Annotated in this window: 10 protein-coding genes; 5 read left to right on the forward strand and 5 right to left on the reverse strand. The window is 66.3% G+C overall.

What is annotated here, in order from left to right; all coding sequences use genetic code 11:
- The first annotated feature begins 28 nt into the window (after positions 1 to 28).
- On the forward strand, positions 29 to 1,285 hold the full coding sequence (locus QTI24_RS23080; protein ID WP_286603635.1) for a 6-phosphofructokinase: 1,257 nt from the start codon (positions 29 to 31) through the stop codon (positions 1,283 to 1,285).
- On the forward strand, positions 1,285 to 1,506 hold the full coding sequence (locus tag QTI24_RS23085) for a cysteine-rich CWC family protein (RefSeq protein WP_286603636.1): 222 nt from the start codon (positions 1,285 to 1,287) through the stop codon (positions 1,504 to 1,506). The genes QTI24_RS23080 and QTI24_RS23085 overlap by 1 nt, the downstream gene beginning before the upstream one ends.
- Here the strand turns inward: QTI24_RS23085 and QTI24_RS23090 are convergent.
- A complete protein-coding gene (locus tag QTI24_RS23090; protein WP_286603638.1) occupies positions 1,497 to 2,819 on the reverse strand; it encodes a zinc-binding metallopeptidase family protein in 1,323 nt (440 codons plus the stop codon). The genes QTI24_RS23085 and QTI24_RS23090 overlap by 10 nt on opposite strands.
- Positions 2,820 to 2,938: 119 nt before the next feature.
- Between QTI24_RS23090 and QTI24_RS23095 the strand changes: the two genes are divergently transcribed.
- From QTI24_RS23095 to QTI24_RS23105, 3 genes are all read left to right on the forward strand, one after another.
- Positions 2,939 to 4,426, forward strand: coding sequence for a DHA2 family efflux MFS transporter permease subunit (locus QTI24_RS23095; RefSeq protein WP_286603639.1), 1,488 nt, complete (start codon positions 2,939 to 2,941; stop codon positions 4,424 to 4,426).
- 138 nt (positions 4,427 to 4,564) lie between these two features.
- Positions 4,565 to 5,329: a class II glutamine amidotransferase gene (locus QTI24_RS23100; protein WP_286603640.1), complete on the forward strand. Its 765-nt coding sequence runs from the start codon at positions 4,565 to 4,567 to the stop codon at positions 5,327 to 5,329.
- Positions 5,330 to 5,469: 140 nt separating this feature from the next.
- A complete protein-coding gene (locus QTI24_RS23105) occupies positions 5,470 to 7,692 on the forward strand; it encodes a TonB-dependent receptor (protein ID WP_286603641.1) in 2,223 nt (740 codons plus the stop codon).
- Positions 7,693 to 7,722: 30 nt separating this feature from the next.
- On the opposite strand, the gene gshB is transcribed toward QTI24_RS23105, so the two are convergent.
- The 4 genes from gshB to gshA form a co-directional block, all read right to left on the reverse strand.
- Entirely contained in the window at positions 7,723 to 8,673 is a 951-nt protein-coding gene (gene gshB / locus QTI24_RS23110; protein ID WP_286603642.1) for a glutathione synthase, read from the reverse strand.
- A gap of 1 nt (position 8,674) precedes the next feature.
- The gene (locus QTI24_RS23115) at positions 8,675 to 9,961 is read right to left on the reverse strand and encodes a benzoate/H(+) symporter BenE family transporter (RefSeq protein ID WP_286603643.1); all 1,287 of its coding nucleotides are present in this window, start codon (positions 9,959 to 9,961) and stop codon (positions 8,675 to 8,677) included.
- Between the two features lie 124 nt (positions 9,962 to 10,085).
- Entirely contained in the window at positions 10,086 to 11,954 is a 1,869-nt protein-coding gene (locus QTI24_RS23120) for a potassium transporter Kup (RefSeq protein ID WP_286603644.1), read from the reverse strand.
- Positions 11,955 to 12,105: 151 nt separating this feature from the next.
- Positions 12,106 to 13,398: a glutamate--cysteine ligase gene (gene gshA / locus QTI24_RS23125; protein ID WP_286603645.1), complete on the reverse strand. Its 1,293-nt coding sequence runs from the start codon at positions 13,396 to 13,398 to the stop codon at positions 12,106 to 12,108.
- Between the last annotated feature and the right edge of the window lie 79 nt (positions 13,399 to 13,477).

The following is a 13,477-nucleotide window of genomic DNA, read 5'->3' on the forward strand; positions in this document are numbered from 1 at the left end:
CCGACGGAGGGCTGCGGGACAATGCCGCATGCCCATCCTCAACGCCTTCTACTCCCAGTCCGGCGGCGTCACCTCCGTGATCAACGCCTCGGCCTGCGGCGTGATCGAGACGGCGCGCCAGCATCCCGATCGCATCGGCAACGTGTACGCCGGCCGCAACGGCATCATCGGCGCGCTGACCGAGGAGCTGATCGACACCGGCCGCGAGTCGACCGAGGCGATCGCGGCCCTGCGCTCCACGCCCTCGGGTGCCTTCGGGTCGTGCCGCTACAAACTCAAGTCGCTCGAGAAGAACCGGCGCGAGTACGAGCGCCTGATCGAGGTCTTCAAGGCGCACGGCATCGGCTATTTCTTCTACAACGGCGGCGGCGATTCGGCAGACACCTGCTTCAAGGTAAGCCAGTTGTCGCAATCGCTGGGCTATCCGCTGCAGGCGATCCACGTGCCGAAGACCATCGACAACGACCTGCCGCTGACCGACTGCTGCCCCGGCTTCGGCTCGGTCGCGAAGTACGTGGCGGTGTCCACGCTCGAAGCCTCGCTGGACGTGCGCTCCATGGCGGCTACGTCGACCAAGGTGTTCGTGATCGAGGTGATGGGGCGCCATGCGGGCTGGATCGCTGCTGCCGGCGGGCTCGTGGCGGACCACGGCATTCCGGTCGTGATCCTGTTCCCGGAGATTCCCTTCGACCAGCCGGCCTTTCTCGCGCGAGTCGACGCGTTCGTGAAGTACCACGGCTATTGCACCGTGGTGGTGTCCGAAGGCTGCCATCACCCGGACGGCACCTTCCTCGCGGAGCAGGGCACCAAGGACGCCTTCGGTCACGCCCAGCTCGGCGGTGCGGCACCGGTGGTGGCGCAAATGGTCAAGGAGGCGCTGGGTTACAAGTTTCATTGGGCGGTGGCCGATTACCTCCAGCGTTCGGCGCGGCACATCGCATCGGCCACCGATGTGCGCCAGGCTTATGAACTCGGGCAACGCGCAGTCGAGCTCGCGCTCGAAGGCCGCAACTCGGTGATGCCGACAATCGACCGGACCTCCGACGAGCCCTATGCGTACAGCATCGGCACGGCGCCGCTCGATGCGGTGGCCAACGCCGAGAAGTTCATGCCGCGCGATTTCATTTCGGAGGATGGCTACGGCATCACGGACAAGTGCCGGCGCTATCTGCTGCCGCTGATCCAGGGCGAGGACTATCCGGCCTACCGCGACGGCCTGCCGGTCTACGTCACGCTGCAAAACATCGCGGTCGACAAGAAGCTGCCGGCCTTCGAGGTCAAGTGATGCGCGAAGTTGCAGGGCCTGATCCGTCCCGCTGCCCCCTGTGCGGCGAAACGAATCGCTGCGCGATGGAACTCGCGCGCGAGACCGGCCAGGCGCAGCCGCCGTGCTGGTGCATGGAAGCCGACTTCAGCGCCGATCTGCTCGCGCGGGTGCCTGCCGAGAAGCGCCGCCTCGCCTGCATCTGCGCGCGATGCGCTGCGCTGGCGGTGGTTCAGGACTGAGAAGCCGGCGCCTGGACGGTATCCGGCGCATCCGCAGCCGACTCCGCAACCGGTTCTGGCGGCGCAGCCAGGTCGTTGTGCGACACCATCGCCGGCAGCCCGCCGCGCGCCCGCTGCTCGGTGATCACCTCGTGGATGAACTGCAGCTTGCCGACGGCGGCGCGCGGCAGGACGAAGGGGTAGTAGTCCGGCTGCCCCATGCTGCGCGACAACTCGTTGAGTACGTTGGTGAGCCGCACCCAGCCGTTCAGGAAATCGAGGAATTTCCCCGCGTTGGGGTCTTCGGGCTGCCAGAGATCGGCCAGCTCGAAGAGATCGCTCGTGAGTTCGACGTTCTGCGCGTCGACCCCGAAGCTCATCGCCGTATCGGCCGTATCGGCCATGTGCAGGTAGTGCGCCCAGGTCTCGGCCCAGTCTTCCCAGGGGTGCGAACTGGCGTAGCTGGTCACGAAGCGGTTGGCCCAGTCCGGCGCAGGGCCGTTGTCGTAGTGGTTGCGCAGCGCCGTGGCGTAGTCGGCCCGCTCGTCGCCGAAAAGCTCGCGGAAGCTGTCGATCCACGGCGTCGGGAGGACCAGCAGGTCCCAGTAGTAGTGGCCGATCTCGTGTCGAAAGTGGCCGAGCAGCGTGCGATAGGGCTCGCGCATCTCCGCGCGGATGCGCTCGCGCACGGCGTCTTCGGCCTCCTCAGCGTTGAGCGTGATCACGCCCATTTCGTGGCCGGTCATCACGTGCGGGCCACCGGGCATGTGGCTCAGGAAGTCGAAGGCCAGGCCGTGGACCGGATCGCTCAGGCGCGTCACCACCGGCAGGCCGAGGGCGAACAGCTGGGAGATCAGCCGCCGCTTCGCCAGTTCGAGGTTGCGCCACAGGTCGCCGTTGCTTGCGACGGAGAGGTCCGGGATGGTGCGCGTCACGCTGCATGAAATGCAGAGGCCGGGCACCAGGCCGTCGGTGTTGAAGCCGGGGTCGTCGCCTTCGCGCGGCGCGGGAACCATCCAGTTGCAGGCCGCCTCGGTCATCAGGTTGGCGCAGCGCCGGTATGCCTTGCCGTGGGTATCCCCGAACACGGTAAACGCGTCCGGCTCGGCGCCTTCGTGCGTGGCCGGCGCGAGCGGAACCACGCCCAGGCTTTCGACGACGTAGCCCAGTGGCGTCTGGCAGGCGAGGCACTGGCTGTTGCGCAGGAACACGGGGCGGCCGCACTGGCACTGGTAGGCGCGGCTGACGCTGGGCGCTTGGAGCTCCGCAGCCAGGGACGGCGCGGGTTCGGCGGAGAAGGCGAGGTCTTCGTTGTTGTCGTTCTCGGGTTCCATGGCGGCAGATCTCTTGTCAAAGTCGGGACGACGCGAACTCATTGTGGACGCGAGCGACATGCCGATGCGGTGCTCAAACGCCCGTATCCTTGTAGGACGGCCCGAGCCGGTTCCGCCCCATGAACAATCCTCCCGTGCAATCCCTCAGCAGCCGCTATGGCGAGCGCTACCGCTGGCTTCTGCTGTTTTCCGTGATGGTGGGCGTGATGGCCTCGATCATGTCATCGACCATCGTCAACGTCGCGATACCCGGCATGAGTCACCACTTCGCGCTGGGGCAGGAGCGGGCGCAGTGGGTGAGCTCGGGCTTCATGGTCGCGATGACCGTGTCGATGCTCACCACGCCCTGGCTGCTGTCGCGCTACGGCTACCGGCGCACTTACATCGGCACCATGGTGCTGCTGCTGGTGGGCGGTCTGATGGGCGGACTGGCGAACAACTTCTCGCTGGTGCTGATCGCGCGGGTGGCCGAAGGGCTCGCGGCGGGCGTCGTGCAGCCGATCCCGGCCATCATCATCCTGCGCGCCTTCGAGCCGCACGAGCAGGGCCGCGCCAGCGGGATCTTCGGCATGGGGGTCGTGCTGGCGCCGGCCATCGGTCCGAGCATCGGCGGGGTGCTGGTCGACCTGTTCGGCTGGCGCTCGATCTTCTTCATGGTGGTGCCGTTCTGCCTGAGCTCGATCTGGCTGGCCTTCAAGTTCGTGCCGACCACCGCGCCGGGCGGCGTGGTGGCCGCCCGCAGCGGTGGGCTGGACTGGCGCGGGCTGACGCTCGGCACGGTCGGCACGTTGTGTCTTCTCAACGGGCTGGTGGAACTGCGCGGCGATTCGCCATGGCAGGCTGTCGCGCTGCTGGCTGCGGCGGCCATCGCGTTCGCCGCCTTCATCGCGTGGCAGAAGCGTCTCGCGACGACGGGCGGCCTGCCGCTGATGAACCTGGCGCTGTTCAAGTACCGGCAGTTCGCGATGGGCAGCGTGGTGGCCTTCATCTACGGCACGGCGCTTTTCGGCTCGACCTACCTGCTGCCGGTCTACATGCAGGTCGGGCTGCATCTGTCGGCCTCGCACGTCGGCACGATCCTGTTGCCGGCGGGCATCGTACTGGCGTTGACGATCGCGGGCGTCGGGCGGCTGGCCGACAAGCATCCGACCTACCTGCTGGTCTGCACTGGCCTAGGGCTGCTGGCGGCCTCCTTCGCGCTGATGATGGTTCTGCGCATCGACAGTGCCCTCTGGCTGCTGGTGGTGTTCGCAATCGTGGGGCGGGTGGGGCTGGGCTTCATCCTGCCCTCGCTCAATCTGGGCTCGATGCGGCCGCTGGCCAAGCCGCTGATTCCGCAAGGCGCGAGCGCCATCAATTTCCTGCGCATGCTTGGCGGCGCCGCCGGGGTGAGCCTCTGCGCGATCGTGCTCGAATGGCGCTTGGCGGCGCACGGGGACTCGCTGGCCAACGTGGCCACCAGCCCTGCACGGATCGCCGCGTTCGACGAAGTGTTCGCCATGCTGGCGGCTCTGTGCGCTCTGGCGATCTGCGCGGCATGGCAGCTGCGGGAGAAGGCCCCGAACAACCGTGACGCCCCCCCGTCGATTAACCTCGACCCAAATTGACCACCATCCCATTCACCGGCCGCGCAAGGCGCACCGCCCCCGCAGGCTCCCGCGGAACCGGCTCCGCCGGGCCGCCGGGAGCACCCCCTGCAAGGGGGTTGAGAGCGACACGAAGTGCGCGAGCCTGGGGGTAAGCCTATGTGCCAGCTTCTGGGAATGAATTGCAACACGCCGACCGACGTGACCTTCAGCTTCACGGGGTTCGCGCAGCGGGGCGGTCGCACAGACCACCATGCCGACGGCTGGGGCATCGCCTTCTTCGAGGACCGCGGCCTGCGGCATTTCGTCGACCACCAGCCGGCGTGCGAGTCACCGGTGGCGGAACTGATCCGGCGCTATCCGATCCAGAGCCGCAACGTCATCGCGCACATCCGCAAGGCGACGCAGGGCGCGATCAACCTGCAGAACTGCCATCCCTTCGTGCGCGAGCTGTGGGGCCGCTACTGGGTGTTCGCGCACAACGGCGACCTCAAGGACTTCCGGCCGCGCCTCCACGGCAACTTCCATCCGGTAGGCAGCACCGACAGCGAACACGCCTTCTGCTGGATCATGCAGGAGCTGGCCAAGTCCCACGCGGACGTGCCGAGCGTCGATGAACTCACGCTCACGCTGCGCGAGCTGGCACCCCGTCTGGCTGCGCAGGGCACCTTCAATTTCATGCTGTCGAACGGGCAGGCCTTGTGGGCGCACGCATCGACGCATCTCTGGTACGTGGAGCGCAAGCATCCCTTCGTGACGGCCGAGCTGTCCGACGAGGACCTCAGCATCGACTTCGCTCAGCACACCACGCCGAACGATCGGGTCGCCGTGGTGGTGACGGCGCCACTGACCACGAACGAGACCTGGACGGCCTTCGCGCCGCAGGAGCTGGCGGTGTTCGTGGACGGGCGGCGCAACGGCTGAGCCCCCGCCAGCCTCGCCACAGGGGCGCTGTTTGACTTGAAAACAACGCGGCGGACTCTTTTCGAGCGCTTGAGAACCTTCGCCTGCATGCGGACGAAGATAATAACCATTCTCATTCCCGTTCAAAAAAAGAGCCTCCCATGCGTTCAGTCCGCTTTCCCCTTCGCCCCGTCACCCTCGCCACCGCCCTCGCGCTGCAGGCCCTGATCGCGACGGCGCAAACGACACCGGCCGCACCCGCCGAAGCGGGCGGCGGCACCTTGTCCACCGTGACGGTCGAAGCCAGCGCGGACGCGTCCGCAGCCGGCCTGACGAAGCCCTTCGCGGGCGGACAAGTGGCGCGCGGCGGGCGCATCGGGATTCTGGGCACGCTCGACAACATGGATTCGCCCTTCAGCGCGACGACCTACACCAACGAACTGATCCAGAACCAGCAGGCCCGCAGCGTGGGCGACGTGCTGCTCAACGACCCCTCCGTGCGCGTGGCGCGCGGTTTCGGCAACTTCCAGGAGACGTACTTCATCCGCGGCTTCCTGCTGGGTTCCGACAGCATTGCGTACAACGGCATCTACAGCCTGCTGCCGCGCCAATACATCTCGTCTGAACTGTTCGAGCGAGTGGAAGTGCTTCGCGGCCCCAGTGCTTTCCTGAACGGCTCGGCCCCAGGAGGCGACGGCATCGGCGGCTCGGTCAACCTGCTGCCCAAGCGCGCCGGCAACGAACCCCTCACGCAACTCACGCTCGGAGGCTCCACCGGCTCGCAGTTCTACGGTGCGGCCGACATCGCGCGCCGGTTCGGACCTGACGACAGCGTAGGCATCCGCGTCAACGCGGCCCGTCGGGACGGCGGCACGGGCGTCGACCACGAAAACGTGGAACTCGACGTGGCATCCGTCGGACTCGACTGGCGCAGCCGGAACGCCCGGCTCTCGGCCGACATCGGCTACCAGGACCATCGCCTGAGCCAGACGCGCACCAACGTCGCGCTGGCGAGCAACCTCGTCCTGGTGCCATCGGCGCCGGATGCCAAGACCAACTGGGCGCAGCCCTGGACCTATTCGAACGAACGCGACACCTTCGGCACCGTGCGGGGCGAGTACGACTTCAGCGACAACGTCACCGGCTGGTTCGCCGCTGGCGCGCGCAGCGGCAGCGAAGCCAATTCGCTCGCCAACATCACGGTGGACAACGCACTCACCGGCGCCGGCACCACGTACCGGTTCGACAACACGGCGGATGAGGACGTGAAGGCCGCGCAGGTGGGCGTGCGCGGCACGGTCAGGACGGGCTCGGTCAAGCACACGCTGGTGGCCGGCTACGACTACTTCAATTCGGAGCGCAAGAACGCCTATCGCTTCGACTTCCTCAATACCCAGGCCACGAATCTCTACAACCCCGTCTATTCGCCGCTGCCCGCGTTCGGCCCCTTCGCATTCGGCGGCAACGACCTGGCCAACCCGGCGCTCACGCAGGAGAAGCGGCTGACGAGCTACGTCGTCGGCGACACCATGGGCTTCATGGACGACACCTTGCTGTTCACGCTGGGAGCACGTCGCCAGACCCTCAGGATCGACAACTTCGCCTACGACACCGGCGTGCGCTCGGGCGGCAACGACGAGAGCCATACCAGCCCCGCCGCGGGCCTCGTCTTCAAGGTCACCAAGGAAGTGTCCGCCTACGGGAACTACGTCGAGAACCTCGCCCCGGGCGAAACCGCGCCCGCGCAGGTCGGCGGACTTCCGGTGGTCAACGTGGGCGAGACGCTGCAGCCCTATGTCGCGAAACAGAAGGAGATCGGCGTCAAGTACGAAAGCGCCGGGCTCGGCGCCACGGCCGCCCTGTTCTCGATCGAGAAGCCGCGCGCCTTGCGCAATGCGGCCGGATTCTTCGTGGCGGAAGGCCAGGACCGCCACCAGGGTCTCGAACTCAATGTCTTCGGCGAACCGATCAAGGGCTTCCGCATCTTGGGCGGGGTGACCTTCCTCAATGCCGAGCAACGAAACACCGGCAACATCGCGACCAACGGCAACAAGGTCATCGGCGTGCCGAACCAGCAAGGCACCATCGGGGTGGAATGGGACGTGCCGGGCGTGCCGGGCCTCACGCTCGACGGCCGCGTCATCGCGACCGGCGCCAGCTACGCGGATGATCTGAACACCTTGCGCGTTCCCGGCTGGGGGCGCCTGGACATCGGCGCGCGCTACGTCACGGAAGTGTCGGGCAAGCTGCTGACGGTGCGAGGCCGCATCAACAACGTGGCGGATCGCAACTACTGGGCATCGGTGGGTGGCTATCCGGGCGCCGGCTACCTCGTGCTCGGCAACCCGCTCACCTTCACTTTGACGGCTTCCGTCGAATTCTGATGATGCTGGCGGCGGGTCCGTCCGTACCCGTCAAGCCGTCTTCAACAGCGCTTCCAGCGCATCGATGAACATGGCCGGCACGTCGAAGCCGGTCTGTTCGGTGATCTCCTGAAAGCAGGTCGGGCTGGTGACGTTGATTTCGGTCAGCGAGCCGCCGATTACGTCCAGGCCGATCAGCAGCAGGCCGCGCGCACTCAGCACCGGGCCAATGGCCTCGGCGATCTTGCGGTCCTGCTCGGTCAGCGGCTGGGCCACGCCCTTGCCGCCCGCCGCGAGATTGCCACGGACCTCCGTGCCTTGCGGGATGCGCGCGAGGCTGTAGGGCACCGGCTGGCCGCCGATCACCAGAACGCGCTTGTCGCCTTGCGAGATCTCCGGCACGAAGCGCTGCACCATGATCGTCTCGGCGCCGTTCTTGTTGAGCGTCTCGACGATCGAGCCGAGGTTCAACGCATCGGCCTTCACGCGGAAGATGCCCATGCCGCCCATGCCGTCGAGCGGCTTCAGGATGATGTCCTGGTGCTCGGCGTGGAAGGCGCGCACGGCGGCCGCATCGCGCGTCACCAGCGTGGGTGTGGTGAACTCCGCGAACTCCATGATCGCGAGCTTCTCCGGATGGTCGCGCAGGGCCCGCGGCTTGTTCACCACGCGGGCGCCTTCGCGCTCGGCCTGCTCCAGCAGGTGCGTCGCGTAGATGTACTCGGCGTCGAAAGGCGGGTCCTTGCGCATCAGGACGACGTCGAACTCACGCAGAGGGCGCTCCAGGATCGCGGCTTCGCTGAACCAGACATCCGGATCACCCGTTAGCGTGATGGCGCGCGACCTGGCGGTGACCGGACGGCCGCGTTGCCAGCCCAGATCGCGAGGCTCGCACGCAGAGAGGGTGTGGCCGCGGCGCTGCGCCTCCCGCATCATCGAGAAGGTCGTGTCCTTGTAGATCTTGAAGTGCTCGAGCGGGTCGGCAACGAAGAGGATGTGCATTTCAGGAGGTCTTTCCCGCGGTCGGGGCGGAAATGTTGGAAGACTGGGAAGGCGCCGCTTCGTCAGCGGCCCGGTTGTCCAGCTTGATCTTGCAGGCAGCGGCGATGTCCTTGCCGGCGAAGGGTTTGCGGCCGAGTTGCTGGATGCCCAGCGCGACGGCGCCCGCCACCACGCCCCAGAAGGCAGAACCGATGCCCACGAGCGTGACGCCTGAGAGCGTGACGAGAAAAGTGATGAGCGCGGCCTCGCGGTGCGATTCATCGCGCACCGCTGTCGCGAGTCCGCTCCCGATGGTGCCTAGCAGCGCCAGACCGGCGATGGCGGCGACCAGCTCTTTCGGAAACGCCGTCAGCAGCCCGGTGACCGCGGCGCCGAACAGGCCGATCAACACGTAGATCGCGCCGCAGCTCACCGCCGCGGTGTAGCGCCGCGCGGGGTCTTCATGCGCCTCGCGGCCCATGCAGATGGCCGCGGTGATGGCGCTGAGGTTGAGCGCGAAGGCACCGAAGGGCGCGAAGACCAGCGTGAGGAGCCCGCTGATCGTGATGAGCTTGGACACCGGCAGGTCGTAGCCCGCGGCGCGGATGGCAGCCACGCCCGGCAGGTTCTGCGACGCCATGGTCACCACGAACAGCGGCAACGCGAGGCTGACGGTCGCCTGCCAGGTGAAGACGGGCATCGTGAACACCGGCATCGCCACGCTGAAGTGCACCGCACCCCAGGCGAGTTCGCCACGTGCCGCCACGAAGACGATGGCGACCAGCAGCGTGAGCGGGACGGCGTAGCGTGGCAGCAGCCGCTTGCCGAGCAGATAGGTGCCGAGCATCAGCAGCACCAGCGGTAGCGCCGTCTGCGCGGCAACGAACGCCTGCAGCCCGAAGCGAGCCAGCACGCCGGCCAGCAGCGCCGAGGCCAGGGCCATCGGAATCCTGTTCATCACACGTTCGAACCAGCCGGTCGCGCCCGCGAGGGTCATCAGCACCGCGCAGACGATGAACGCGCCGACCGCCTCGTTCATTCCGTAGCCCGCGCCGGCCACCGCGAGCACCGCCGCGCCCGGCGTGCTCCAGGCGATCATGACGGGCTTGCGCCACCACAGCGAGGGCAGCGCTGACGCCAGGCCCATGCCGAGACCCAGGGCCCACATCCACGAGGAAATCATCTCCGGCGTGGCGCCGAAGGCCTGCGCGGCCTGGAACACGATCGCCACCGAACTCGTGAAGCCCACGAGCACCGCGACGAAGCCCGCGGTGAAAGCCGAGAGGCTCAGATCCTTGAAAAAACGCATGTCGGCCATTGTGCCCCGGGGTATCTCGGCCAAAAACACCGCGGAACCGGCTACGCCGGGCCGTTGGTGTTGCCCCCGGCAGGGGGTGGGCGGCCACACGAAGTGGGCAAGCCTGGGGGCGAGCCTAAATTTCTATTTTTGAGCCCAGCTCCACCACGGCGTTGTTCGGCAGGTTCAGGAAGTCGGCAGCGCCGCTCGCGCTGTGATGCATCTGCGCAAAGAGCTTTTCGCGCCACGGCGCCATGCCGCTGCCGAGCGTGGGGATCACCACGTCACGCGACAGGAAGTAACTGGTCGTCATCACCTCGAGCTGGCATCCGCGCAGGCGGGCATGCTCCAGCGCGCGCGGCAGGTCGACGTCGTTCTTGAAGCCGTAGTGAACGATCACCTGCCAGCAATGGTGGCCGAGTGGCTCCATCTCGATGCGCTTGTCCATCGGAATCCAAGGCACCTCGTGGTTGCGCACGGTGACGAACAGATTCTGGTCGTGCATCACCTTGTTGTGCTTGAGGTTGTGCAGGAGCGCATTGGGCACCACGCCCGGCTCCGCGGTCATGAACACGGCGGTTCCGTCGACGCGCGCCGGCGGATTCACGAACACCGAGCCCAGGAAGTCCTTCAAGTCGATGGCCTCGGCCAGCTGCATCTCGCCCATGAGGCGCCGGCCTTCCTTCCAGGTCAGCATCAGCATGAAGATCGAACCACCGATCACCAGCGGGAACCAGCCGCCTTCGAACAGCTTGAGCAGGTTCGACGCGAAGAACAGGAAGTCGACCACGAAGAAGGCGCCGGTCGCGGCGACGCACAGGACCAGCGGGTACTTCCACGCGTAGCGGATCACGAAGAAAGTCAGCACGGTCGTGATCAGCATGTCGGTGGTCACGGCGATGCCGTAGGCCGCAGCCAGGTTGCTCGACGAGCGGAACATGACGACCGCGAGCACGATGGCGACGAACAGGCCCCAGTTGACGAAAGGCATGTAGATCTGGCCCGCCGTGCGCACGCTGGTGTGCTCGATGTTCAGGCGCGGCAGGTAGCCGAGCTGGATCACCTGCCGTGTGACGCTGAACGCGCCCGTGATGAGGGCCTGCGATGCGATCACCGTGGCGGCCGTGGCGAGGAACACCAAAGGCAGCAGCGCCCACTCCGGCGCCATCATGAAGAAGGGGTTCTGCACGGCCAGCGGGTTCTCCAGCAGCAGGGCGCCCTGCCCGAAGTAGTTGAGCGTCAGCGCCGGCATCACCACCGAAAACCAGGCGACGCGAATCGGGCGCTTGCCGAAGTGCCCGAGGTCGGCATAGAGCGCCTCGGCACCGGTCACGCACAGCACGATCGCGCCCAGGATGATGAAGCTGGTACCTGGGTTGTCCCACATGAAGCGCAGCGCGTAGTGCGGGCTGACCGCCTTCAGGATCTCGGGGTGATTCAGGATCTGCGACACGCCGAGCAGCGCAATCGCCGCGAACCACACGAGCGTGATCGGGCCGAAGAAGCGACCGATGCCCGCGGTGCCGCGCTTCTGCACCGCGAACAGGCAGAACAGCACGACCAGCGTGATGGGGATCACGTAGTGCCTGAACTGCGGCGACACCACCTCCAGGCCCTCGACTGCCGACAGCACCGAGATGGCAGGCGTGATGACGCCGTCACCGTAGAAGAGCGACGTGCCGAAGATGCCGATGACCAGCAGCCCCTGGCGCAGGCGAGGCTTGTCGACCACGGCCTGCGAGGCCAGGGCCAGCATCGCGACCAGGCCGCCTTCGCCCTCGTTGTCGGCCCGGAGCACGAGCACCACATATTTGAGCGAGACGATCACCGTCAGCGTCCAGAAGAACATCGACAGGATGCCGTAGACGTTCTCGACGGTGAAGGGAACGTGACCGTGGCCGAACACCTCCTTGACGGAATAAAGCACGCTGGTGCCGATGTCGCCATAGACGACGCCGACGGCCGCGATGATCAACGCGAGGGAGGAGGATTTGGGGGCGGACACGAGGTCGATGCAAAGGGCTCTGTCGGACATGTTCGCCCGGGCGCGTCGCCGGCCTGAATGGCCGTCGCATCACCTCCACCCTCAATTTTGCGGTTGCTATGGGGTCGCTATTTTGCCGCTGTCGCGAAGGCTCGCAAGGTGTAGCACGAAATCATTCATAGACTTCGGCATCGGGATCGGTCGCCTCGAGCTCGTAGCTGGCCGCCACCATCGCCAGCCGGCCGATCACACCGTACATATAGAAGCGGTTCGGGGCGCTGGCCCCGGGCTTCGCACCCGGTTGCGGTAAGTGCGCACTCTCCGAAAACGCCAGCGGCACGAAGCTCGCGCCCGGCAGATTGAGGTTCTCGTCCGGGTTGCGCTCGGCATGCACCCGGTAGAAGCCGCCCACCACGTAGCGATCCATCATGTAGACGACGGGCTCGGCGACGCCGTTGTGCACCCGCTCGTTGGTCAACACACCTTCCTGCACGATCAGGTCGTTCAGGTCCTGGCCGTCCTTGGCCCCGCCCTTGTTGCGCGACCGCTGGGCGAGCGCTTCGATTTCCTTGGCGTCGCGCACCGTCAGGACGCCCATGCCGTGGGCGCTGTTGTCGGCCTTGACGACGACGAATGGCTTCTCGTTGATGCCGTATTCCTTGTACTTGCGGCGCACCTTGGTGAGCAGCGCATCCACGTGGCTCGTGAGCACGTCTATGCCCTGGCCGCTCGTGAAGCTGATGTCGCCGGCCTTGGCGTACATCGGATTGATCAGCCAGGGATCGATGCCCAGCAGCTTGCCGAAGCGCTTGGAGACCTCTTCGTAGCTGTGGAAGTGGTTGCTCTTGCGGCGTACCGACCAGCCGGCATGCAGCGGCGGCAGCAGGTACTGCTCATGCAAGTCTTCGAGGATGCCGGGCGTTCCGGCCGAGAGGTCGCTGTTGAGCAGGATGGTGCAGGGGTCGAAGTGCTTGAGGCCGAGGCGCCGCTTGCTCCGCACCACCGGCTCCAGGCACACCGTCTCGCCATTCGGCAGCTCGATCTTCTTGGGCGACTTGATCGCCGGGTCGATGGAGCCCACACGCACGTTGAGCCCCGCCATGTGGAAGATGCGCACCAGTTGCGCAACGTTGGCCAGGTAGAAGGTATTGCGCGCGTGGTTCTCCGGAATCACCAGCAGATTGCGCGCCTCGGGACAGATCTTCTCGATCGCCGCCTGTGCAGCCTGCACTGCCAGCGGCAGCATCTCCTGCGTCAGGTTGTTCCAGCCGCCCGGGTAGAGATTGGTGTCGACCGGCGCCAGCTTGAAGCCGGCATTGCGGATGTCCGCCGAACTGTAGAAGGGCGGTGTGTGTTCCATCCATTCGAGCCGGAACCAGCGCTCGATGGCCGGCGTGGAATCGAGGATGCGCTGCTCGAGTTCGTTGATGGGGCCGGTCAGGGCGGTAACGAGATGGGGGACCATGCGGCGGCCTTCTTGGATTGCAGCTTGAGCTAAGAGCGGAATTGTAGATTTGGGGCCGCATGCCCCGATGACAACCCGC

The sequence above is a fragment of the Variovorax sp. J22P240 genome, assembly GCF_030316855.1.
GTDB lineage: Bacteria > Pseudomonadota > Gammaproteobacteria > Burkholderiales > Burkholderiaceae_C > Variovorax.

Bases quoted from the DNA above. Each gene is read 5' to 3' on its own strand.
- QTI24_RS23100 (WP_286603640.1), top strand. From the start codon at position 4,565: ATGTGCCAGCTTCTGGGAATGAATTGCAACACGCCGACCGACGTGACC.
- QTI24_RS23095 (WP_286603639.1), top strand. From the start codon at position 2,939: ATGAACAATCCTCCCGTGCAATCCCTCAGCAGCCGCTATGGCGAGCGC.
- QTI24_RS23115 (WP_286603643.1), bottom strand. From the start codon at position 9,961: ATGCGTTTTTTCAAGGATCTGAGCCTCTCGGCTTTCACCGCGGGCTTC.
- gshA (WP_286603645.1), bottom strand. From the start codon at position 13,398: ATGGTCCCCCATCTCGTTACCGCCCTGACCGGCCCCATCAACGAACTC.
- QTI24_RS23090 (WP_286603638.1), bottom strand. From the start codon at position 2,819: ATGGAACCCGAGAACGACAACAACGAAGACCTCGCCTTCTCCGCCGAA.
- gshB (WP_286603642.1), bottom strand. From the start codon at position 8,673: ATGCACATCCTCTTCGTTGCCGACCCGCTCGAGCACTTCAAGATCTAC.
- QTI24_RS23080 (WP_286603635.1), top strand. From the start codon at position 29: ATGCCCATCCTCAACGCCTTCTACTCCCAGTCCGGCGGCGTCACCTCC.
- QTI24_RS23105 (WP_286603641.1), top strand. From the start codon at position 5,470: ATGCGTTCAGTCCGCTTTCCCCTTCGCCCCGTCACCCTCGCCACCGCC.
- QTI24_RS23085 (WP_286603636.1), top strand. From the start codon at position 1,285: ATGCGCGAAGTTGCAGGGCCTGATCCGTCCCGCTGCCCCCTGTGCGGC.